The sequence below is a fragment of the Streptomyces sp. MNU76 genome (assembly GCF_020982545.1).
In the GTDB taxonomy this organism is placed as follows: Bacteria; Actinomycetota; Actinomycetes; order Streptomycetales; family Streptomycetaceae; genus Streptomyces.
Genome location: NZ_JAJKLK010000007.1, coordinates 47154 through 67871, shown reverse-complemented (window position 1 = coordinate 67871; position 20718 = coordinate 47154). Strand labels below are relative to the sequence as shown.

The following is a 20718-nucleotide window of genomic DNA, read 5'->3' as shown; positions in this document are numbered from 1 at the left end:
CGGAAATTGTACGGGGCTCGTCGTTTCGGACACTCGTGGTGGGCGGCCGCGCTCGGAAGGATGGTCCTCAGGCGAGGCGGTCGACGCTTCGCCGATGGTGACAGTGGATGTGGGGGAGTGCGGATGAGCGCGGGGCGTACGGTCGCGGTGTTCGGGGCGTCGGGGCACACCGGGCGGTTCGTGGTGGCGGAGTTGCGGGCGCGGGGGTTCGTGCCGCTGCTGGTCGGGCGGGACGCGGCGAAGCTGCGGGCGGTGGCGGCGGCGCTGCCGGGGGCGCAGGAGCGACAGGTGCCGGGGCCGGAGTCGCGGTCGGTGGCGGGTACGGAGGAGTGGGTGCGGGTCGCCTCGGTCGGTGAACCGGGCTCCCTGGACCGGGCGTTCGCCGGGGCGGACGCCGTGGTCAACTGTGCCGGGCCCTTCGCGGAGACGGCCGCGCCGGTGATCGAGGCGGCCTTGCGCGCCGGGATTCCGTATGTGGACGTGGCGGCCGAGATCGAGGCCAATCTCGACACGTTCACGCGGTTCGGGGAACCGGCGCGGGCGGCGGGGGTCGCCGTGGTGCCCGCCATGGCCTTCTTCGGCGGACTGGGGGACCTGTTGGTCACCGCCGCGACCGAGTCGGCCGGCTGGACGGCGGTGGACGAGGCGCACATCGCGTACGGGCTGAGCGGATGGCACCCCACGGCGGGGACGCGGGACGCGGGCGCGGTCTCGCGGCAGCGTCGGGGCGGACGGCGGGTCCGGTACGCCGACGGGCGGCTGGAGTACCGGGACGACGCGGCCCCGGCCACGAAGTGGGACTTCCCCGAGCCGATGGGGACCAGGGCCGTGATCGGGGAGTTCAGCATGGCCGACATCGTCACCGTGCCGACCCATCTGACCGTCCCCGAGGTGCGGACGTACATGACGGTCGAGGCCGCGCGCGATCTGGCCGCGCCGGACACCCCCGCGCCGGTCGCCGTCGACGAGCACGGGCGGTCCGCGCAGACCTTCGTGGTCGACGTCGTCGTGCGTTCCGGGGGCGTGGAACGGCGGGCCACGGCGCGCGGACAGGACATCTACGCCGTCAGCGCGCCGCTCGCGGTGGAGGCGGTGCGGCGCGTGATCGAGGGGCGGGTGAAGGGGGCCGGTGTGCTCTCCGCCGGGGCGGCGTTCGACGCGGCCGACTTCCTCGGTGCGCTGTCCGCGCACGTCTCGGTGGAGCTGGGGAGGTAGGGAGGTAGGGAGGAGAGGGCGCAGGGGGCTGGGGCCCTATGGGCACGGGACTGGCGCTATCCCTCGGAGGGCGGCGTCCCGGCTGCCGATCTCGGAACGATCAGGCCCGCGCTGTACCGAATGCGGTGCCGAATGTTGTACGCGCTCTTACCCTGGCTGGCTCCCTCCTGGCCCTCGCCTGTCCCCGCCCTGTCCGACCGCATCGAACAGTGGTGTCCGGTACCGCTGATCGACCGCGAGGCCCGTGTCGTAGAGGACTGGCCTCGCGGTTCCGGGGTCCGAGGCCGGGGTGCGCGTGGCGGAGTCCGCGCACTGGGCCCCGGATCCCGCGGGCGCCCCGCGCACCCACCAGGTGCCGGGGCGCCCACTCCGCTCACCCGGTCGCCCACCTCCCATGCCGCGCACGGGCGTTGACCCGCGCGGGGTACGCCAGCAGAATGAGCCCCCATCCGCTTGAGAGCGCTCTCAGAACGGACTCCGGGCGCGCACGCACGCGCATCCGCAGCTCCCACTTGCCCTTCGCACCCGCCCTCGCACTCGCACCCGCCCCTCGCACATCCAAGGGAGACCCATGACCGGCAGCACGGGCACCAGCGGCACCACAGGCAGCACGGGTAGTACCGGCAGTACCGGCGCACGAGCCCGCGCGTTCAGCCGCCGCAGGCTCCTCGGCACCGGCACCGGCCTCGGCGCGGCGGCGGCCCTCACCGCCGTCGGCGCGGGCGCCGGCACGGCCCACGCCGCATCCCCGGCATCGCAGGCATCCGCGGCGTCCGCTGCGTCCGGCGGCTCCGCCCCCCGGCGCGGGCACGCCTTCCTCGCCGCCGCCATGGACGCCTACCCCGACCACGGCGACCTCCGGCTGACCCAGAGCTACACCGACCAGGCAGGCCTGTTCAGCACGGCCTTCACCTACGACAACGCCCTGGCGATCCTCGCCCACCTCGCCGTACGCACCGAGGACGGCCGGGCCCGGGCGGTGGCGCTCGGGGACGCGCTGATCTACGCCCAGGAGCACGACCCGGCGTACGACGACGGCCGGCTGCGCCAGGCGTACAACGTCGGGCCGTACGTCCACTACGACGGCGTACCGCAGCCGGACGGGTTCGTCCGGGCGGACGGGACGGCCAATGTCGGCACGCAGTTCGGCTTCACGGGGACGGCCGTGGGGGACATGGCCTGGGCGGGCATCGCGCTGAGTGCGCTGGCCCGGCGGACCGGGGCCCGGCGGTTCCTGGCCGCCGCCGTGCGGATCGGGGTGTGGATCGAGCGGACCGGCCGTACCGACGAGCCCCTCGGCGGCTACAAGTTCGGCGTGAACGGGGCGAACGAGAAGCTGCCGTTCACCTCGACCGAGCACAACACCGACCTGATCTGCCTGTTCGGGCGGCTCGCCCGGCTCACCGGCGACCGGGTGTGGTGGCAGAGGCGGGCGCGGGCCGAGGCGTTCGTGAAGGGCATGTGGGCGCCGGGCCGGGGCGCGTCCGGCGGCTTCTTCTACACCGGCACGAACGACGGCGTCACCGTCAACAAGTCCCCGATCCCCGAGGACACCCAGACCTGGACCCACCTCGCCCTCGACTCCGACCGCTACGCGCGCTCCCTCGACTGGGCGGCCCGGGAACTCGCCGTCTCGGACCACGCCGAGCGCCGCAACAGTACGGTCCCCGCCGGGCAGTCGTACGAGGGCGTGACCTTCAGCTCGGCCGGTCTCCTCGCGAACGAGGACGCGCCCATCGCCGAGTTCCAGCCCAAGCCCAACCGCAACGGCGTCTGGTTCGAGGGCACCGCCCATCTCGCGCTCGCCCTGCGCGACCGGGGAGCGCGCGGCGACGAGAAGCGCGCCCGGCGCCTCCTCGCCTCTCTCGAACGCGCCCAGGACCTCCTCGGCACCGCCCAGACCGTCGGCGGCCGCGCCCTCCCCGACCGCTCGGGCGTCGTCTCGGCCAGCAGCCCCCTCGACACGGGCTTCGGGTTCGGCTACTACCCGTACCGGCACACGGGCGCCACGGCCTGGTACCTGATGGCAGCGGTCCGCTCGAACCCGCTGCGGGCATGAGGCCTGCGCCCGCACCGGGGCCCGGAGCGCCGACTCGCGCTCCGGGCACGGGGGTTGTACGTCCCGTCACGGGGGGGAGAGAGGGATGCGCGGCCGCGGTCAGGAGCCCGGTTCCGCGTACACCGTCTCGTCGGCCGGCAGCAGTTCACCGAGGCGGGTCCGGTAGGAGGTCCGTCGGGATACGCCGATCAGCCACGCGGCGGTGAGGCGGGGCCGCCGGCCCTCGAAGAGCGGGGCGTCCAGGTCGGCGTCCGTGGTCGACGCGGCGTCGGCGAGCAGAGGGTGCAGGGACCGCCTTCGGGCGGCCCTCTCGAACCGCAGGAACCGGCCGCTCACCCGCGACCCGCGCGCAGCTCTCTCCGCCATCCCCGCTCCACCATGTCGGAAGCGTAGATGCGGTCCGTCCGCCCCGGAGCAATGCGTCAGCGCCATCAGCGCGGCAGATCCATGAGCGCCGTCAACGAGCCGGGCAGAAACGGCCGAGAACGACCGGCGCGGGAGCCGGGTCTGATCCGTACTCAAGTGCGCCCGGGAAGACGGAAGTCGGCGTCTCGGCGGGGGAGAACCCGCGTGACGAACGAGGGCCGGGGACGGCGAAGTAGAGGAGTCGATGCGAAGTCTCCGGCGTGAACGACTAGCATCCCGGCCGTAAACAGTCGGTGGGGGACGGGAAGCGGGTCGGCGTTCGTCGGCCGCACCGGTCGTCGTCGGCGGTCCGTGGACGGAATGGGGTTGGTGTCGTGGTGGAGGCCGGGCCTCGGGTCGCTGTCGCCGTGGTGACGATGGGCAATCGGCCCGCGGAGGTGGACGCGCTGCTCGCCTCCGTGGCCAAGCAGGACGTCGCGCCCGCACGCATCGTGATCGTGGGGAACGGCTGCCCGCTCCCCGAGTTCGCCGAACGGCTGGACCTGCCCGGCGAGGTCACCCTCATCGAGGTGGACGAGAACCTCGGCTGCCCCGGCGGCCGGAACGTCGCCCTGGAGCGGCTGCGCGCCTTCGGCGACATCGACGTCGTCGTCGAACTGGACGACGACGGTCTGCTCGTGGACGCCGATGTGCTGCGCCGCGTACGGGACTTGTACGTCGACGACCCCCGCCTCGGCATCGTCGGGTTCCGGATCGCCGACGAGCACGGCGAGACCCAGCGGCGGCACGTACCGAGGGTCGGGGCGAAGGACCCGATGCGCGGCGGCCCCGTCACCGGGTTCCTCGGCGGCGGGCACGCCCTCTCCATGGCCATGCTCGGCGAGACGGGCGACTGGGCCGCCGAGTTCTTCTTCGCGCACGAGGAGACCGACCTGGCGTGGCGGGCGCTCGACGCCGGCTGGACCGTGCTGTACGCCCCCGAACTGCTCCTCCAGCACCCGAAGACCTCACCGGCCCGGCACGCCATCTACTACCGCGTCAACGCCCGCAACCGCGTCTGGCTCGCCCGCCGCCGCCTCCCGCTCCCGCTCATCCCCGTCCACCTGGGCGTGTGGGTCCTCATCACTCTGCTGCGGATGCGCTCGGTGTGCGGTCTGAAGGCCTGGTTCGGCGGCTTCGCGGAGGGCTGGCGCGAGTCGGGCGGCGAGCGCCGGCCGATGAGCTGGCGGACGGTCTGGCGCCTGACACGGCTGGGCCGCCCGCCGATCCTGTAGACCCGCCGGTCCTGCAGGCCCGTCGCCACCAGGTCCCGCACACACGAGTGCCCCGGTCGTTCACCCCCACCGACCGGGGCACAGCGCTTTGTGCGGTTCCCGGATCCGGCAGCGGCGGCGGCACTCCCCCGAGCTACGCGTCTCACGCGTGCGCCGTCGTCGCCGGATCCGATGAAGTGATCACATCAGGTCCCGCCAACGGATCGCTAACATGAGCCCAACGGTTCCACGGGGAGCCGTACGGGAGGCGGCGGCAGGTCGCCGCGGGGCGGGCCCGGAACGACGGTGCGGAAAGGCAGCGGACGGGTTCTATGCGGGACGGGCTGCGGTTCGGACTGCTCGGTCCGCCGGTTCTGTACGGAACCGGCATCGGTGCCGGGGACGCCGACGCGGATGCCACCCAAGTGCCCGGGAAAGCCATGGGTTCCGGCGGCGGCCCTGCGAACGGCCGCGCTCCCGGCGGCGGCCTCGACCCCGGTGGCGGCGTGCGCTCCGTCGGCAGCGGCAAGATGCGCGCCCTGTTCGTCGCGCTGCTTCTCGAACCCGGTCGGGTCGTCTCCGTCGACACCCTGAAGGACGTGCTGTGGGACGCGGCGCCCCCGCCTTCCGCGCAGGCCTCCCTGCAGAACCACGTGACCCGGCTGCGCAGGCTGCTGGACGATCCCGAGCGGCTGCGCGCGATCCCGCCGGGCTATCTGCTGCGGGTCGACGAGGGCGAGTTGGACGTCCGCGTCTTCGAGACCCACGTCCGCGCCGCCCGTGCCGCACACGCCGAGCGCGACTGGGCCCGCACCGTGCGCGAGTCCACCGCCGCGCTCGCCCTGTGGCGGGGCTCACCGCTCGGCGGACTGCCGGTCGAGGAGTTCCGCGCCCAGGCGTTCGTCCAACGCCTGGAGGAGGCGCGGCTGTTGCTGCTGGAGCGCCGGTACGACGCCGAACTCCACCTCGCGGCCGACAGGGCGGAGGCGGAACCCGTCGGGGCGCACGCGCTCGGCGCCCTCGCCCCCGAACTCGCCGCCCTCGTCGCCGAACACCCTCTGCGCGAGGCCTTCCACCGGCTCCTCATGCTCGTCCTGCACCGCACGGGCCGCCAGGCCGAGGCCCTCGCCGTCCACCGCGACCTCCGCGCGCGCCTCCTCGACGAACTCGGCGTGGAGCCGGGGCATGCCGTACGCGAGGCCCATGTGGAGATCCTGCGCGAGCAGCCCCCGAGCCCCGCCCGACGACCCCGTCCGACCCCCTGCCGAGGATCTCCCGCTCCGGCTTACCCAACTCCCGCCCCTCCGGCCTATTTCACGGGCAGGACGGAGGTACTCGCGGAGCTTCGCCAGGAACTGGCCGGGGCCGCAGGTGACGAGACCCACGCCGCCACTCCGCCGGGGGCGCGGGGCGGCCCCCGAGCCCACAGGCGCCCCGCTTCGCCGACGGCGGTCATCAGCGGCATGGCCGGCGTGGGCAGAGCGCCCTCGCCCTCCACCTCGCCCATGAACTCGCCGAGCACTTCCCCGACGGCCAGCTGTACATCAACCTCCACGGCGCCACCCCGGGCATGACCCCCACCCCCGCCCAGGCCCTCGCCGCCCTGCTCCGCGACCTCGGCACCGCCCTCGCCGCATTCCCGAACACCCGGACGCCGCCGCCGCGTTGCTCCGCTCGACCCTCGCCCCCACCCGCACCCTGATGGTCCTGGACGACGCCGCGAACGCCGCCCAGGTGCGCCCCCTCCTCCCGGCGGGCTCCGGCTGCGCGGTCATCGTGACGAGCCGCTCGCCCCTCACCGCGCTGGACGGCGCCCACCGCTTCCCGCTCGCCCCGCTGTCGGACGACGAGAGCGCGGCCCTGCTGCGGGCCGCCTCGGGCCGCGCGGCGGGCCTGGACGCCGCGCACCCCCTCGTGGAACTCACCGGCCGCCTCCCGCTCGCCCTCCGCGTGGTCGCGGCCCGCCTCGCCGCCCGGCGCGCCCTCACCCCGGACGCGCTGGCCGGTCAACTGGCGGCCACGGAAGGGCGGTTGCAGCACCTTGAATACGACGACCTGAGCGTCCGCCGCTCCCTCGCCGTCGCCCACGAGGCCCTGCGCGCCTCCCACCGCGAGGCCGACCGCGACGCCGCCCACGTCCTGATCCGCATCGGCGCCCTCGACCTGCCCGCCTACGGCGCGCCCCTCCTCGCCCGCCTCACCGGCACCGACGAGTTCCGCGCGGAGGCCGCCCTCGACCGCCTCGTCGACGTGGCCCTCCTGGAGGAGACGACGTACGGCCGCTACGTCCCCCACGACCTCGTGCGCCACTTCGCCCGCGAACTCGCCGACCCGGCCGACACCTCCGAGGCCGTCCAGCAGGCCCTGGGCTGGTACGCCGGACACGCCCGGCAGAGCCTGTTGGTGATGCTCCCGCCGGGTTACGAGCGCGACGAACGCCTGCGGACCACCGCGCCCGTGCCGGATCCGGGCCCCCCGGAACTCACCTCCGCCGAGGAGGCCTTCGCCTGGGGCGACCGCGAACTCCCCAACATCGTCGCCCTGGTGGAACGCTGCGCCCGGGAGGACGGCGGCCCGGCGGCGGCGCTCGTCCCCACCCTCGTCCGCCACCTCTTCCCCCATCTGCACCGGGGCGGCCGGCTGGCCGAGTTGGACGTGCTCGGACGGCACGCGCTGAACGTCGCGAGGTCCCTCGGGGACGACGAGGCCGAGGCGTTCGCCCTCACCGATCGTGCGGGGCTGCACTTCATGTCCGGCCGGGCCTCGGAGGCGCTCGCCCTCAACGACGAGGGCCTGAAGCTGTGGCGCCGCCTCGGAGTGGTGTCGTGCGTACGGCGCTGCCTGAACAACCGGGGGCTCGTACTGGCGAGCCTCGGCCGGTACGAGGAGAGCGAGGAGACGCTCCGGCAGAGCCTGGAACTGTCCCGGCAGCTCGGCGACCCCTACGGCGAGGCGGTGACCTTCAGCCACCTCGGCAACCTCTACAAACACACCGACGCGCGCGCCGCCATCGCCCACCACGAACGGAGCCTGGCGCTGGGCGAGATCGCGGACAGTCTCGTCGTACGGCACACCGCGCACTGCAACATCGGCTACGCCCACCTCCGCCTCGGCGAACCGTCCGCCGCCGTACGCAACTTCGAGCAGAGCCTGCGCATCCTCGGCGACGAAGAGGACTGGCAGGGCGAGTCCAAGTCCCGGCTCGGCCTGGTCCGGGCCCTGCGCGAACTCGGGCGCCCGGACCGCGCGTCGGAGGAGTGCGCCGTCCTCCTCGACCTCGCCGAACGCCGCGCCGACCAGTACGCCGTGGGCCTGGCCCGGCACCAGCGGGGGCTGCTGCTCCGGGCCGGCGGCCACGAGGAGGAGGCCTACCACGAATGGGAACGCGCCCAGGAAATCCTGGACGACACGGACTCGACGGTGGCGACGGACCTGAGAGAACTACTGAAGCACCGCGCGCCGAATGGCGGCGCAGCCGCCTCCTAGGGGCGCGGGGAGGCATGGAATCTGCGGCTGCCGCCGCGTGGGCGCGACCAGCTACCCACCACCCGCACACGCCCCCAACCGCACCCCCACCCCAGAAGGCGCCCCGCCCCACAACCTCGCCCCCGTCACTTCGCATCCGCGTAGCACTCCACCACCGCCGTAGTGAAAGGAAACCGCACCGGCGTCTCCCCGAACGCCAGCCGCCCCGAAAGCTCCGACGCCTCACGGATCGCCGCCACCACGGCCGGCGCCTCCCGCTCCGGGCAGTGCACGATCACCTCGTCGTGCTGGAAGAAGACCAGCTCGGCCGCCATGCCGTCGAGGGCGCGGCGGAGGGCCGCGAGCAGCAGCAGGGTCCAGTCGGCGGCGCTGCCCTGGACGACGAAGTTACGGGCGAAGCGGCCCCGGGCGCGGGAGTTGGTGGAGGCGTACCCGGGCACCCACTCGTCGCCCTGCGCACGCTCCCGCGTGTCGGGGTCACCGTCGTCCTGGGGGAGGCCCGCCTCGTCGCCGACCGAGTCCGAGGCGCCGACCGCCGGTGGGCACGTACGCCCGAGCCAGGTCCGTACGAGCCGGCCCTCCTCGCCCGCGCGGGCCGCGTCGTCGACGTACCGCACGGCGAGCGGGAACCGTCGGCGCAGTGCGGCGAGGTTCTTGAGCCCGTCCCCGGACGTCTGCCCGTACACGGCTCCGAGCACGGCGAGTTTGGCGTGTTCGCGGTTGCCGGAGAAAGCGCGGTCGGAGACGGACTGGTAGAGGTCGGTGGGGCGGCCCGCGACCTCCATCAGCCCGGGGTCGCGGGAGATGGCGGCCAGTACCCGGGGTTCCATCTGGTCGGCGTCGGCGACGACGAGCCGCCAGCCCGGGTCGGCGACACAGGCGCGGCGGATCACCTTGGGGATCTGCAGGGCGCCTCCGCCGTTGGTGACCCACCGTCCGGTGGCCGTGCCGTGTGCGAGGAACTCGGGGCGGAAGCGGCCTTCGCGGACCCAGTCGTGGAGCCAGGCCCACCCGTGGGCGACCCAGATCCGGTACAGCCGCTTGTATGCGAGGAGGGGCTTCACCGCCGGATGGTCGAGGCTCTCGAGCTCCCAGCGCCGGGTGGACCGGATCCGGATGCCGGCCTGGGCGAAGGCCTTGACGACGTCGGCGGGCAGATCGGGCCGCACCCGCCGCCCGAACGCCTGCGACACCTCCTCGGCGAGTTCGGCGAGCCGACGTGGCTCGCCCCCGCCCGCGTACCGCTCGCCGAGCATCTCGTGCAGCACGTCACGGTGGACGTCGGCCCGCCACGGCAGCCCCGCCCGGTTCATCTCGGCGGCGACCAGCATTCCGGCCGACTCGGCGGCGGTCAGCAGGCGCATCCGGTCGGGATGGGCGGTGGCGTCGTGCCGCCGCTGCTGGTCCGCGTACACCTCGACCAGGTCGGTGAGGGGACATGGACGGGGCGGGGCTCGAACAGGGAGGGCTGGGCGCCGGGGTCGGCCGAGCGCGCGGGCGGGTCCGGGGACGGGGCGCGACGGAGCCGGGCGAGCGCGGCGGCGGCGGAGCGGGGTTCGCCGAGTCGGCCCTCGTGTCCGAGCAGCAGGGTCTCGGCGTCCTCGATGTCGTAACACCGCTCCACTCGCACCCCCGTGTCGAGCAGCCGTGGATACACCTCACCGGTGGACCGCCACACCCACCGCCCCACCTGCGGCCCGCGCCGCCGGACCGCCTCCGCGAGGTCGGGCTCCCACGTCACCGCCCCTGCGAGCAGCCCGTCGGCGCCGAGCGGGGCGATCTCCACGCCCCCGTCCTCGGCTGTCGCGAGCACCCACCGGTCGGTCATGGGTGCGAGTGTGACAGGGGTCTGACAACCACCGGGCGACGCGACCCGACCCCCGGCACGCCCACCGCCCCCGGCCCCTATGCCTGCTTGCCGTCCTGCCCCTGGCCCTGCTCCTGCATGAGGGCCTGGAGTGTCTGGAGCGCCTCGGTCACGTTCGCCTCGGTGGCCTCCTTGGTGACGCCGAGGCCGCTGAGCACTCCCTGCCCGTTCTCGAACTCCAGGAGGGCCAGGAGGATGTGCTCGGTGCCGATGTAGTTGTGGCCGAGGCGGAGGGCCTCGCGGAAGGTGAGTTCGAGGACCTTCTTGGCGTCGGCGCCGTAGGGGATGAGCTCGGGGACCTCGGCGGCGGCCGGCGGCAGGACGGAGGTGGCGGCGTCCCGTACGGCCTCGGGGGAGAGGCCCTGGGCGACGAGCGCCTTGGCCCCGAGCCCGTCCGGCTCGGCGAGGAGCCCGAGGACGAGGTGGGCGGGCAGCCCCTCGACGGCACCGGCGGCCTTGCCCTCGTTGTGCGCGGCCGTGACCACGTTCCGGGCGCGGGGGGTGAAGCGGCTGAAGCCCTGGCTGGCGTCGAGGTCGTTCTCGGCCTTCGGCACGAACCGCTTCTGCGCGGCCTGCCGGGTGACCCCCATGCTCCGCCCGATGTCCGTCCAGGACGCGCCCGAACGCCGGGCCTGGTCCACGAAGTGGCCGATCAGATGGTCGGCCACGTCACCGAGGTGGTCCGCGGCGATCACCGCGTCCTGGAGCTGGTCGAGCGGTTCCGGGTGCACCTTCTTGATGGCTTCGATGAGTTCGTCGAGACGGATGGAGGAGGTGACTCGAGGATTCGTCGTCATGTGTCAACCGTAGGTTGACACTCTTGCCCTGTCAACCCGAAGTTGACACCCGGTCTGTGCCGGCTACGCCCCTCACGCCCGCCGCCGCGCGAGAGGCCCCGTAAGGGGCGCGGGGAACGGCGCGCCCAGCCACACCCCACCCGCACACGCCCCCAACCGCACCCACCCCCACCCTCCCGGCTACCTCACCCCGGCGCTCGCCACCGCCACCACCCCACCCACTCCCCCGCACGCCCCCACGCACGCTCCAGTCCCGCCATCCGCGCGGCCACCGCCTCGACCGACGGCCGGACCAGTTCGCCGCTCACCCGTCCGTCGACCAGGAACACCACCCGGTCCGCGTACGACGCGGCCACCGGATCGTGGGTCACCATGACCGTGGTCTGACCCTCCCGGTCCGCCAACTCCCGCAACAGGCACAGCACTTCACGGCTGGTCGTGGTGTCCAGTGCCCCGGTGGGCTCGTCCCCGAAGAGAACGGCGGGCCGGGTGATCAGCGCGCGGGCCAGGGCGACCCGCTGCTGCTGCCCGCCGGACAGCTGTGCCGGCCGGTGTCCGGCCCGCTCGGCCAGCCCCACCCGGGCCAGGGCCTCGCGCACCGCACCCCGCGAGGGGCGGCGCCCGGCGAGCCGCAGCGGCAGGGCGACGTTCTGCGCGGCGGTCAGAGAGGGGAGGAGGTTGAAGGTCTGGAAGACGAAACCGATCCGGTCCCGGCGCAGCAGCGTCAGCCGCCTCTCGCTCAGCCCCGCCAGCTCCACGCCGTCGACCCGCACGGTCCCGCCCGACGGCCGGTCCAGCCCCGCCGCGCACTGCAACAGCGTCGACTTCCCCGACCCCGAAGGCCCCATCACCGCGGTGAAGGTCCCGACCCCGAAGTCCAGGTCCACCCCGTCGAGGGCGACGACGTCCCCGTAGGCCCGCCGCAGCCCCCGCACGCGTACCGCCGCGCCCCCGGCTCTCCGTGCCCAGCCCCATCCCCACCGGGACCGGCCGGACTCCGGCCCGTCCCGGCCGAGACCGTACCCACCCCTGCGGGACACCCTGCCTGCCTCCGCCGACACCCCTGCCCGCCTCCGCCGAGGCCCTGTCTCTCTCCACCGTGGTCATGCCCTCAGCGAACCGTCCGGGCCCCCGCCCGCGCACGACCCCTGGAGGGCGTCCTGGGGTGGGGCCAGCCCTACCCCGGCCGGAATCCCCGCACCGGAACCCCGCCCCACCCATGACACGATCGAACACGTGAGTACGACCAGCACGGTGGACCGCGCCTTCGAGGCCGCGCTCTACGCCGACACCGACGCCGCCCTCGACACCGGCGCCTCCCTGCTCGCCGCCGACCCGGCGGCCGACGCCGAACTGGCCCGGCGCGGGCGGGAGTTCGTCGCCGGGGCCTGGCGGCGGGCTGGCAGCCCGCCGACGTCGTCCGGTTCGCGCGGCGCGAGCTGGAGGGCGAGCACGTACGGCTCCTCGCGCGCCTCGTCGTCGAGGAGCACGAGTCCGCCGCCGAGGAGCACGGGGCCGCGCGGACGGGCGCCCGCCCCCAGCCTCCCGGTCCGCGCTGGGCAGCCCAGCTCGACGAGATCAGGGACCTCGCCGCGCACCCCACCCGCGCGGACCGCTTCTCACAGGCCACCACCGCCCTGGAGCTGCACCGCCTCCTCCTGCGCCTGCCCACCCTCGAACCCCTGGACCGCCCACGGGACGCCGGCGCGGCCAAGAACTCGCCCCACCCCGAGTCCCGCATGCTCAGCCGGATTCGCGCGCTCCTCGCGAAGGCGGAGGCGACCGGATTCCCGGAGGAGGCGGAGGCGCTCAGCGCGAAGGCGCAGGAGCTGATGGCCCGGCACAGCATCGACGAGGCGCTGCTCGCGGCCCGCGGGCACAGCAAGGACGCGCCCGGCGCGTGCCGGATCGGCGTCGACCCGCCGTACGAGACGGCCAAGGCGATCCTCCTCGACGCGGTCGCCCGGGCCAACCGCTGCGAGGCCGTGTGGAACGAGGCCCTCGGCTTCTCCACGGTGGTCGGCTTCGAGGCCGACCTGGAGGTGGTCGAGCTGCTGCACACCTCGCTCCTCGTCCAGGCCACCACCGCCATGACCAAGGCGGAGGCGGCCCAGCGTAAGGGCGGCCGCAAGCGGACCAAGACCTTCCGGCAGTCGTTCCTGGCGGCCTACGCCCACCGCATCGGCGACCGGCTGGCGGCGGTGGCCGAGGCCCAGGTCGCCGAGGCGCGGGCCGCCGAGGCGCGGGCCGCCGAGGCGGAGGCCGGGGGCACGGTTGGGGCAGCAGGCCCCGGCCACGGCCTGCTGCCCGTCCTCGCCGCCCGCGACGTGGCCGTCCACGACGAGTTCAGCCGGATGTTCCCGGACACGGTGACCACCCGAGTCCGAGGCGTCAGCGACCTCGCCGGCTGGCAACAGGGCGCGGAAGCAGCAGACCGCGCCCAGGTCAGGGCTCGCCCCCGGCTACCGGAATGACCCGGGTCGGCCACACTGCCCCGGAAGCCGGCGCCGGCTTGGGAACCGGCCCTGACTCGTGCCCCGCACCCGGCCTCGTGCTCCGCGCCTGGACTCATGACCCGACCAGGGCCCGGCCCGACCTCGGCACTGACGGGGGCCCCGTTCGGCCCCACGACTCAGTCGCCCGCCCGCAGGAACGGCCCCCACGACTCAGTCGCCCGCCGACATGCGTGGCAACGACAAATCAGTCGCCCACCGGCAGGAACGGCCCCACCGTCGCCTCCAACGTGCTCTCGGACTTCACCGCGACCTCGGCGTCCGGCCACTTGAAGCTGCTGACCTTGCTTTCGCCGGGCAGGGTCAGCTTCAGCTCGTCCACGGCGGCACTCTTCTCCGCGTCACCGGCGACCCCGCGCACGTAGGAGATGGAGAAGCTCACCGACTGGCCGCCCGCCAGCTTCACCTCGGTGTCCTCGGACGCGCCCTCCTGCGGCTTGAGCGCCCACGACTTGTCGCCGGCGAACAGATCGACCCCGGCGAGGCCCTTCAACGTGCAGGCCGCGTCGCCCTTGTTGGTGACGGTGACCGGGACGGCCCCCTCGTCCCCGGCGGCCGGTGCCGCACTGCTGGGCCCGAGTTCCAAGCCGACCCGCGCGGCCGTGCACGCGCCTTCTCGGGCGCTCTCGGTGGTGGCGGCGGCACCGGTCTTGCCGTCGTCCCCGCCGTCACCCCCGTCACTCCCGCTGCAGGCGGTCAGGGTGAGGGCCGCGAGAAGTGCGGCGGCGATGGCGGTCGGAGCGGTGCGCATGGTGTTCCCGGTGGAGTTCGTGGCTGTCACGGCACAGCCGGCGGCGATGTGAAAGTGCGAACGGGCCACCGAACCCGGAGGTTCCGCGGCCCATCCCACACATGATCTACGACCCGGCCGCCGAGCGAGGCCCATTCCACAGCCCCACATCCCGACCACCCGAAGACGACTCCACGGCCCCGGCTCGGACAGCTCCACGCCCCGGCGCTCGAAGTCGAGGCGTCCGTCCCCGCTCCTCCCGTCTCGCCCGGCCTCCCCGCCCGAACCGGCCTACGACCCCGCGCTCGCCGTGGGCAGATCCGTCGGCAGCCCGGACGGCATCGACCCCTCCGCCTTCCGGAACGTCTCCTCGCCGACGCCACCCTCCCAGGTGATCGTGAGGGACTTGGCGCTCACCTTGTCCACCATGCCCTCGGTGCGGTCGTCACTGCCGTCCTGGCACTTGAGGCTGATCATCTGCATGTTCGCCTCGTCGGAGACCTTGCCGCTGCACACCGAGGTGCCCACGAAGACGGCGACCTCCGCGCCATTGACGAACAGGGCGACCGGCTTGCCGCCGGTCGTGGCCAGCCAGTTGCCCTGGAGTTCGGTCTCGGCGCCGGAGGAGTCACCGGAGCCGCCGCTGTCCGCGCCGTCCGACGGCTTCGGGGCGGCGGACGACTTCTTGGTCCCGGAGTCGCCACCGTCGTCACTGCCGCCGCTGCACCCGGTCAGCACGAGCGCGGCCGTGAGCCCCGCCGCCGCGGCCACGACGCGTACGCGCCGGCTCGCGAAGGAAGCCCTGGTCGCGGGCCTTGCCGTCTGCGCGGTGGTCACCGTAGTCACTGGAGGTCTCCCAAAGCTGTGGCCGGATCCGGTCGCCGCGGCGACAGCGGCAAGCTACCAGCAGCGCCTCGGTGCCAGACGGCCGGGAACTGTGAGAACTCCGGGAAGGACGGGACGCCCCGGTACCCCTGGGGCACTCTGCCCCCAGCGGCAGGCAGGCCCAGGCCGCCCCGCCCCCACCCCTACCAGGAAGACTTCCGCACCCCGGCAGATACCCGCGTGCGCCTGCTCCCGCAGGCTCACCCGGGACAGCCCGAACTTGCGGAAGTGCCCTCGGGGGCGGCCGTCCACCTGGTCCCGGTTGCGGACGCGGGTCGCGCTGGCGTCGCGCGGCTGGGCGCGCAGCTCCCGCTGGGCGGCCTCGCGCTCGGCGTCCGAGGCGGACGGCCGCCGGATGATCTCCTTCAGCTCGGCCCGCCGCTCGGCGTACCGCGCGACGATCTCCCGGCGCTTCTCGTTCTTCGCGATCTTGCTCTTCTTCGCCATCGGCTCCTCAGCTCCTCAGATCTTCACGCCGCGCGCGCGGATCCGCGCGACCGCGGCCTCGACGCCGATGACGTCCACGGTCTTGATTCCCTTCGTGCTCAGCCGCAGCCGCACATGGCGGTTCTCGCTGGGCAGCCAGTACCGCTTGGACTGGATGTTGGGGTCGAAGCGGCGGGACGTACGCCGGTGGGAGTGCGAGATGCGGTTGCCGAAGCCGGGCTGGGCGCCGGTCAGCATGCAGTGGGCGGACAAGGTGATACACCTCTCTCGATCAGGTGGTGTAAATGGAATTCATTTTCAGTAAGGTAGCAGCATGGCACGCAACGAACTCCGCCCGGTCATCAAACTCCGGTCGACGGCCGGCACCGGCTACACCTACGTCACCCGCAAGAACCGCCGGAACGACCCGGACCGGCTGACGCTGCGCAAGTTCGACCCGATGGCGGGCCGTCACGTCGACTTCCGAGAGGAGCGCTGAGGCGCCGATGAAGAAGGACATCCACCCGTCGTACGGACCTGTCGTCTTCCGGGACCGTGCCGCGAACCACACCTTCCTCACCCGCTCGACGATGACGAGCGAGAAGACGATCGAGTGGGAGGACGGCAACACCTACCCGGTGGTCGACGTCGAGATCTCGAACGTCAGCCACCCCTTCTACACGGGCACCGCGCGCGTCCTGGACACCGCCGGCCGCGTGGAGAAGTTCCAGAAGCGGTACGGCGCCGGGAAAGCCGGAGCGGCCGGGCCGACCGGATCGATCGGTGCGACCGGCGCGACCGGCGCAACTGGCGCGACCGGATCGACCGGATCGGTCGGCACGACCGGCGCAGCTGACGCGGCCGGAAAGAAGCGAGGCTGACCGACGTGACCCAGCTGTCTGTCGCGATCGTCGGCGGGCTGCACGCCGACGCCCGGCGGGCCGCCGTCGAGGCGCTGCTCGCCGGGGTCCCGGGCAGCGTCGCGCTGCACCACGACCTCTCCACCGCGACCGACGGTCCGGACGCCAAGGTCGTCCGGACCGTCCGGGACGCGGCGGGCCTCATCTCCACCGGTGAGACCCCGCTCGTCAACGACTGCGCCTGCTGCGCGCTGCGCGAGGACCTCGTCCCCGAACTGGAGCGCTTCGCCGACGCGGGCCTCACCCGCCTCGCGGTCGTCGAACTCTGGGACTCGGTCGAGCCGAAGGCCATGGCCGAGGTGGTCGCCGCCAGCGGCCTGCGCCTCACCTCCGTGATCACGGCGGTCGACCCCGCCCTCCTGCTGCCCTACCTCGGCAACGGCGACGACCTGGCCGACCGGGGCCTCGCCGCCGCCACCACCGACCAGCGCACGGTCGCCGACACCTTCGCCCGCCAACTCGAATACGCCCCGGTCCTCGCCGTACTGGACTCTGAGGACGCGGACGACGAGGACAGGGCCCTTTTGTCCCAGCTCCACCCGACGGCCCAGCGGGTGCCCATCCGAAGCCAGGGGGCGCCCCCTGCTTTCCAGGGGCGCGGGGAACTGCGCGACCAGCCACGACGCACCCGCTCTCCGGAACGTACCGCCGCCCCCACGGCGCCCCCAGGTTCCCTGCTCGCCGCAGCGTTCGCCGGCTTCGACGTGGACGCCGCAGCCGCGGCCCAGCACCCCGCGTCCGCGCTCCTGCCCACCGACGCGGACGAACACGGCGTCACCACCCTGGTCTGGCACCGCCACCGCCCCTTCCACCCGGAGCGGCTCTACGAGGCACTCGAAGACCTCTGCTGCGCGGCGGCCCGCAGCCGCGGCAGGTTCTGGCTGGCCGAGCGCCCCGACACCCTGCTCCACTGGGACGCGGCCGGCGGCGCCCTGTGCGTGGAGTCGGTCGGCCCCTGGCTCGCCTCGCTCCCGGACGCCGCCTGGGACATGGTGCCCCCGGTCCGCCGGGCCGCCGCCGCCCTCGACTGGCACCCGGAACACGGCGACCGCTGCCAGCACCTCGTCTTCACCTCCCCGGGCCTGGACCGCGACGGACTCGAACGGCTGCTGGAGTCCTGCCTGCTCACCGACGCCGAGTACGCCGCGGGCCGCGCCGCCTGGGAACGGCTGCCGCGCCCCTTCGACACCTTCCTGGAGGTCTGAACCGCCATGCCCCGCAAGCCGGAGCGCAAGCCCGCCAAGTCCCGCCCCAATCCGCTGGACCAGGCGAAGATCACATACATCGACTACAAGGACACGGACCTCCTGCGCCGGTTCATCTCCGACCGGGGCAAGATCCGCAGCCGCCGTGTGACCCGTGTCACCGCGCAGCAGCAGCGCCAGCTCGCGCGGGCCATCAAGAACGCCCGCGAGATGGCCCTCCTGCCCTACTCCACGCGCTGAGCCCCTGCCCGACCTGATCAACGAATACCGCGCCACCCGCGCCACCCGCGCCATCTGCACCACCCGCACCACCTGCGCCGCAGGCGCCACCGGCACCACCGGCACCACCACCCCCACCCGGCCCCGGGAGGCTCCACGACCTCCCCGGGGCCGTCCCTTTTCCGCCATTCTGCGGACGCCGCCCTCCCCGCCCTGAACCGCCCGGTTCCGCACGCCGTACGGAGAGATGTAGCCCCGGATGGAACAGGATCGCGCCGCGCTACGTCTCTCTGGTGCTGTAACCGAGGAGACACCCCGCGTGCACGTGCATCCGCTCATGCATCTGCACGTGAACAAAGCTATGATCCGGGGCAGTTGACTGCTGCATCACTGGTGTCACTGGCAACACAGACACCACTGACACCACTGGCAACGCAGAAACCACTGGCAACGAAGGCATCACTGGCAACACCGCCACATCAGAGCCAACGCGCATCCAGCGCACTACTGCACCACCCCGGGGAGCGACCTGTGGACCACGACGTGTACGGCGTGGATGACGTGTACAACGGCATGGCCGCGACGGAGCTCACCGAGCTCCATGCGGTGGCCTGGCAGAAGAGCCGACACAGCAACTCGCAGGGCAACTGCGTGGAGTTCGCCCGGCTGCCCGGCGGTGAGGTGGCGGTACGCAACTCGCGCTTCCCCGACGGCCCGGCGCTCGTCTACACCCGCGCGGAGATCGAGGCGATGCTCCTGGGCGTCAAGGACGGGGAGTTCGACCACCTGGTCGGATAAGACCCGCTCGGCGGCGGGAAGTCGGCGGGCCCGACGGTGTGACACGCGTAGAACCGCGGCGCCGAAAAGCGCCGCGGTTCATCGACAGGCGGACTGGCGGCCCGGCACCGGCCCCACCTGGAACAGTGCCCACACCACCTTGCCGCTGAGCGCGCCGCCCAGCGGATGCCAGCCCCAGCTGTCCGCGAACGAGTCGACCAGGAACAACCCGCGCCCCGACTCCGCCGAGAAGTCCTCGGAGTCGCCCGCGACCGGGCTGTCGTGACTGGGATCGCGCACCGCGCACACCAGCCGCTCGGTCCAGCGCATCAAGTGCAGCCGTACGGGCGGGTCCTGGGCCGGGCACGCCCCGTTGCCGGTGGGCAGACCGTGCCGCAGGGCGTTGGTGACGAGTTCCGAGACCACGAGGCAGACGTCGTCGAAGCGTTCGTCCAACCGCCACTGGCCGAGCGTGCCCCGGGTGAACTGCCGTGCCTCGCGCACCGCTTCGTAGCGGGGCGGCAGCGCGCAGGACGCTGCGTCGGACACGGTCGCGGGATCAAGTGGCGGAAGTCCCTGCCGTAAGGGTTCGAGCATGGTCGATCCATTCGTCCCCATGCGAGGCACTCCCGGGAGTTCGCGGTCGTTGCGATGCAGCGGTGGCGCGGGACCATGGTTTCTGATGCGCACAGCAGATGCAAGGGCAGATGCACGTGCACGCGCCCGAATTGGACCTTCGCATACCGCTTGCTGAACATTTCTTCTGTCGCCTGAGTCCCTCCGAACAGGCCGCGCATGACGGCTTCCTGGCGACCTCCTGACGGTTTCCTGTGTCCGCGGGGTGTTCTTCGCGGCGCATCTCGGCCACATTCCCTTCTCTCCTCCGCCGTCACATCCGTCTCAGATGTTGAAGACTTTCCATTTCTGTAACCGGGCGAGTGCGGATCGGAGTGGTTTAGTGGCAGACTGCGGCCCCTGAAGAAGTTGGGGAGGCTGGACGAACGTGGGCGCCGGTGAATCGAGCGGGTCGGTGGTGAGGCGGATGCTGCTGGGCTCGCATCTCAGGCGGCTGCGCGAGTCGCAGGGGATCACCCGGGAGAAGGCCGGGTACTCGATCCGCTCCTCGGAGTCGAAGATCAGCCGGATGGAACTCGGCCGGGTCAGCTTCAAGACCCGTGACGTGGAGGACCTGTTGACCCTCTACGGCGTCACCGACGAGGCCGAGCGCACCTCACTGCTCTCCCTGGCGAAGGAAGCCAATGTCGCCGGCTGGTGGCACAGCTACTCCGACGTCCTGCCCAGCTGGTTCCCCACCTACGTCGGCCTCGAAGCGGCGGCCCACCTCATCCGCAGCTACGAAGTCCAGTTCGTGCACGGTCTGTTGCAGACCGAGGCGTACGCCCACGCGGTCGTCGCCCGGGGCATGAGGGGCGCGAGCGAGGCGGAGATCGACAAGCGGGTCGCCCTGCGGATGGAGCGCCAGAAGTACCTGGTGTCCGAGCGGGCCCCGGAGTTCCACTGCGTCCTCGACGAGGCGGCGCTGCGTCGGCCGTACGGCGACCGGGACGTGATGCGGGGGCAGTTCCAGCATCTGATCGACATCTCGGAGCGCCCGAACGTGACGATCCAGATCATGCCGTTCAGCTTCGGCGGTCACTCCGGCGAGAGCGGCGCCTTCACCGTGCTGAGCTTCCCGGAGTCCGACCTCACCGACGTCGTCTATCTCGAACAGCTCACCAGCGCGCTCTACCTGGACAAGGGCGAGGACATCGCGCAGTACGAGCGGGCGATCAAGCGGCTCCAGGACGACAGCCCGTCCCCGGCCGAGAGCAGGGACCTGCTGCGGGGGCTGATCCAGCTCTCCTGAGACTCCTTGGGACTCCTTGGGACTCCCTGGGGCACCTTCCGGTCCTCCCTGAGGCTCCCTGAGAGTCTTCACAGAGTCTCCCGAGTAGCTCTCAACTCCCTTTACCCACCAGTACGATGACGTGTGATCAATC

At 72.8% G+C, this 20718-nt stretch carries 15 protein-coding genes and 5 pseudogenes; 11 read left to right on the top strand and 9 right to left on the bottom strand.

Going from position 1 to position 20718, the window contains the following annotated elements:
* The first annotated feature begins 123 nt into the window (after positions 1-123).
* Together E4N62_RS18255 and E4N62_RS18250 are read left to right on the top strand one after the other, a co-directional pair.
* Entirely contained in the window at positions 124-1215 is a 1092-nt protein-coding gene (locus tag E4N62_RS18255) for a saccharopine dehydrogenase NADP-binding domain-containing protein (protein ID WP_230215653.1), read from the top strand.
* A 571-nt stretch (positions 1216-1786) separates the two neighbouring features.
* On the top strand, positions 1787-3274 hold the full coding sequence (locus E4N62_RS18250) for a Tat pathway signal sequence domain protein (RefSeq protein ID WP_230215652.1): 1488 nt from the start codon (positions 1787-1789) through the stop codon (positions 3272-3274).
* 99 nt (positions 3275-3373) lie between these two features.
* On the opposite strand, the gene E4N62_RS18245 is transcribed toward E4N62_RS18250, so the two are convergent.
* Entirely contained in the window at positions 3374-3640 is a 267-nt protein-coding gene (locus E4N62_RS18245) for a DUF6000 family protein (protein ID WP_230215650.1), read from the bottom strand.
* Between the two features lie 374 nt (positions 3641-4014).
* On the opposite strand from E4N62_RS18245, the gene E4N62_RS18240 reads away from it, so the two are divergent.
* Together E4N62_RS18240 and E4N62_RS18235 are read left to right on the top strand one after the other, a co-directional pair.
* Positions 4015-4914, top strand: a complete 900-nt coding sequence (locus E4N62_RS18240; protein WP_308185203.1) for a glycosyltransferase — start codon at positions 4015-4017, stop codon at positions 4912-4914.
* Positions 4915-5225: 311 nt separating this feature from the next.
* Positions 5226-8379 (top strand): annotated as a pseudogene (locus tag E4N62_RS18235) (BTAD domain-containing putative transcriptional regulator).
* Positions 8380-8504: 125 nt separating this feature from the next.
* Here the strand turns inward: E4N62_RS18235 and E4N62_RS18230 are convergent.
* The 3 genes and pseudogenes from E4N62_RS18230 to E4N62_RS18220 all read right to left on the bottom strand — a co-directional run bounded on the left by E4N62_RS18230 (position 8505) and on the right by E4N62_RS18220 (position 11978).
* Positions 8505-10207, bottom strand: a pseudogene (locus E4N62_RS18230) (bifunctional 3'-5' exonuclease/DNA polymerase).
* 77 nt (positions 10208-10284) lie between these two features.
* Positions 10285-11043, bottom strand: coding sequence for a Clp protease N-terminal domain-containing protein (locus tag E4N62_RS18225; RefSeq protein WP_230215646.1), 759 nt, complete (start codon positions 11041-11043; stop codon positions 10285-10287).
* A gap of 185 nt (positions 11044-11228) precedes the next feature.
* A complete protein-coding gene (locus E4N62_RS18220) occupies positions 11229-11978 on the bottom strand; it encodes an ABC transporter ATP-binding protein (protein WP_230215644.1) in 750 nt (249 codons plus the stop codon).
* Between the two features lie 301 nt (positions 11979-12279).
* On the opposite strand from E4N62_RS18220, the pseudogene E4N62_RS18215 reads away from it, so the two are divergent.
* Positions 12280-13517, top strand: a pseudogene (locus E4N62_RS18215) (DUF2786 domain-containing protein).
* 226 nt (positions 13518-13743) lie between these two features.
* On the opposite strand, the gene E4N62_RS18210 reads toward E4N62_RS18215, so the two are convergent.
* The 4 genes and pseudogenes from E4N62_RS18210 to rpmB form a co-directional block, all read right to left on the bottom strand.
* The gene (locus E4N62_RS18210) at positions 13744-14307 is read right to left on the bottom strand and encodes a DUF4232 domain-containing protein (RefSeq protein ID WP_230215642.1); all 564 of its coding nucleotides are present in this window, start codon (positions 14305-14307) and stop codon (positions 13744-13746) included.
* A 270-nt stretch (positions 14308-14577) separates the two neighbouring features.
* Complete coding sequence (locus tag E4N62_RS18205; protein ID WP_230215640.1) at positions 14578-15123, bottom strand: hypothetical protein; 546 nt, start codon at positions 15121-15123, stop codon at positions 14578-14580.
* 191 nt (positions 15124-15314) lie between these two features.
* A pseudogene (gene rpsN / locus E4N62_RS18200) lies at positions 15315-15618 on the bottom strand (30S ribosomal protein S14).
* Between the two features lie 15 nt (positions 15619-15633).
* The gene (gene rpmB, locus E4N62_RS18195; protein ID WP_184905144.1) at positions 15634-15870 is read right to left on the bottom strand and encodes a 50S ribosomal protein L28; all 237 of its coding nucleotides are present in this window, start codon (positions 15868-15870) and stop codon (positions 15634-15636) included.
* 61 nt (positions 15871-15931) lie between these two features.
* Between rpmB and rpmG the strand changes: the two genes are divergently transcribed.
* From rpmG to E4N62_RS18170, 5 genes and pseudogenes are all read left to right on the top strand, one after another.
* Entirely contained in the window at positions 15932-16096 is a 165-nt protein-coding gene (rpmG, locus tag E4N62_RS18190; RefSeq protein ID WP_033524681.1) for a 50S ribosomal protein L33, read from the top strand.
* 7 nt (positions 16097-16103) lie between these two features.
* Positions 16104-16346 (top strand): annotated as a pseudogene (locus E4N62_RS18185) (type B 50S ribosomal protein L31); the annotation flags it as partial.
* 137 nt (positions 16347-16483) lie between these two features.
* Complete coding sequence (locus E4N62_RS18180) at positions 16484-17722, top strand: GTP-binding protein (protein ID WP_230215638.1); 1239 nt, start codon at positions 16484-16486, stop codon at positions 17720-17722.
* A 6-nt stretch (positions 17723-17728) separates the two neighbouring features.
* A complete protein-coding gene (rpsR, locus tag E4N62_RS18175) occupies positions 17729-17962 on the top strand; it encodes a 30S ribosomal protein S18 (RefSeq protein ID WP_184905141.1) in 234 nt (77 codons plus the stop codon).
* Positions 17963-18472: 510 nt separating this feature from the next.
* Positions 18473-18739 (top strand): DUF397 domain-containing protein, encoded by a 267-nt coding sequence (locus E4N62_RS18170; protein ID WP_193382079.1) that lies wholly within the window; start codon positions 18473-18475, stop codon positions 18737-18739.
* Between the two features lie 78 nt (positions 18740-18817).
* On the opposite strand, the gene E4N62_RS18165 is transcribed toward E4N62_RS18170, so the two are convergent.
* Positions 18818-19315, bottom strand: a complete 498-nt coding sequence (locus E4N62_RS18165) for an ATP-binding protein (protein WP_230215636.1) — start codon at positions 19313-19315, stop codon at positions 18818-18820.
* A 406-nt stretch (positions 19316-19721) separates the two neighbouring features.
* On the opposite strand from E4N62_RS18165, the gene E4N62_RS18160 reads away from it, so the two are divergent.
* Positions 19722-20585, top strand: coding sequence for a helix-turn-helix transcriptional regulator (locus tag E4N62_RS18160; RefSeq protein ID WP_230215635.1), 864 nt, complete (start codon positions 19722-19724; stop codon positions 20583-20585).
* Positions 20586-20718 lie beyond the last annotated feature (133 nt).

Coding starts and splice junctions, on each gene's coding strand:
- E4N62_RS18255 (WP_230215653.1), top strand. CDS start 124: ATGAGCGCGGGGCGTACGGTCGCGGTGTTCGGGGCGTCGGGGCACACC.
- E4N62_RS18250 (WP_230215652.1), top strand. CDS start 1,787: ATGACCGGCAGCACGGGCACCAGCGGCACCACAGGCAGCACGGGTAGT.
- E4N62_RS18245 (WP_230215650.1), bottom strand. CDS start 3,640: ATGGCGGAGAGAGCTGCGCGCGGGTCGCGGGTGAGCGGCCGGTTCCTG.
- E4N62_RS18225 (WP_230215646.1), bottom strand. CDS start 11,043: ATGACGACGAATCCTCGAGTCACCTCCTCCATCCGTCTCGACGAACTC.
- E4N62_RS18210 (WP_230215642.1), bottom strand. CDS start 14,307: ATGCGCACCGCTCCGACCGCCATCGCCGCCGCACTTCTCGCGGCCCTC.
- rpmG (WP_033524681.1), top strand. CDS start 15,932: ATGGCACGCAACGAACTCCGCCCGGTCATCAAACTCCGGTCGACGGCC.
- rpsR (WP_184905141.1), top strand. CDS start 17,729: ATGCCCCGCAAGCCGGAGCGCAAGCCCGCCAAGTCCCGCCCCAATCCG.
- E4N62_RS18165 (WP_230215636.1), bottom strand. CDS start 19,315: ATGCTCGAACCCTTACGGCAGGGACTTCCGCCACTTGATCCCGCGACC.